This is a genomic window from Meinhardsimonia xiamenensis, from assembly GCF_900102905.1.
GTDB classification, from domain to species: domain Bacteria; phylum Pseudomonadota; class Alphaproteobacteria; order Rhodobacterales; family Rhodobacteraceae; genus Meinhardsimonia; species Meinhardsimonia xiamenensis.
This window is the reverse complement of the sequence record NZ_FNFV01000022.1, coordinates 1-1,177: the sequence shown is the minus strand read 5'-3', so window position 1 is coordinate 1,177 and position 1,177 is coordinate 1. Positions and strand designations below refer to the sequence as shown.

Sequence of the window (1,177 nt, the reverse complement as noted above, 5' to 3'; positions counted from 1 at the left end):
GACCGGGGCGGTGAACGAGCGCCAGCTCGAGCGGATCACCGTGGATACCACCGTGCAGACGAAGGCGGTGGCGCATCCGACCGACAGCCACCACATCCTGCGCGCGACCGAGTGGCTGAACCGGATCGCGAAGCGCCAGCGCGTGAAGCTGCGGCAGTCCTTTTCCCGCGTGATGGTCCGGGCGCGGCGCGAGGCGGCCCGGCTGATGCACGGCCGCGGCCACAGGCAGGGCCTCAGGTGGGTCGCCAGGATGCGCACCTGGCTTGGCCGTCTCACCCGCGACATCCGCCGCAAGACCGAGGGCAAGCCCGAGCTCGAGGCCGCCTTCGCCACCGCGCTCGAACGCGCCGGGTAGCTTCTCACGCAAGAGCCCGGCGACAGCGGCAAGCTTTATGCGCTGCACGCGCCGGAAGTGGAGTGCATCGGCAAGGGTGACGGCCGCCGGCGCAGCCGGGACAAAGGTCCAGTGGACCTTTGTCAGGCCGGAACTCCCGGAGCGCAAGCGCAGGGCCGGAGGGCCCGGACGCGCTACGAGTTCGGGGTGAAGGCCTCCTTCGCGGTGACCAACGCGCGTTGCAAGGGCGGGCAGTTCGTGCTCGGCGCCCGCACGCTGCCCGGCACCCCCTATGACGGCCACAGCCTCGCCGCTCAGATTGCCCAGACCGAGCGGCTCACCGGCCGGCGCGTGAAGCGCGTCTACGCCGACCGCGGCTACCGTGGACATGGAGTCGAGCGCGACGGCCTCGACGTGATCCTCAGCCACACGCGCGGCATCACCTCACCCACGATCCGCCGCGAGATGCGACGACGCAACGCCATCGAGCCGGTGATCGGCCACATGAAGGCGGATGGCCTGCTGGAACGAAACCACCTCGCCGGCCCCGACGGCGATGCGATCAACGCGCTGCTCTGCGCCGCCGGCGACAACCTGCGCCTCCTCGCCCGCTGGCTGAGGCTTCTTTGGCTCTGGATCCTGGCGCGCACCCTGCGGCTCCGGGCGCTTCTGGGGACGTGGCGACAGGATCCGATGGTCGCGTGAAGGGCATACGGGGCGAAAACCGGGGGTGACGAGCTAGTTCTCGCCTAGGTCGTGGACTCATAATGTCTGATCCAGAGCCTTGAGCAAGCGAGGTGAAGTGCGGCGAGGAAGTTTGCTGCGGTTTTGAAGTATCGCGTT

The 1,177-nt window shown here is 69.0% G+C and carries 1 protein-coding gene and 1 pseudogene; both read left to right on the top strand.

Annotation, left to right across the window (positions count from 1 at the left end; genetic code table 11):
• A pseudogene (locus tag BLQ14_RS15475) lies at positions 1-355 on the top strand (IS5/IS1182 family transposase); the annotation flags it as partial.
• 186 nt (positions 356-541) lie between these two features.
• Entirely contained in the window at positions 542-1,039 is a 498-nt protein-coding gene (locus tag BLQ14_RS15230) for a hypothetical protein (protein WP_092501417.1), read from the top strand.
• Positions 1,040-1,177: the final 138 nt, after the last annotated feature.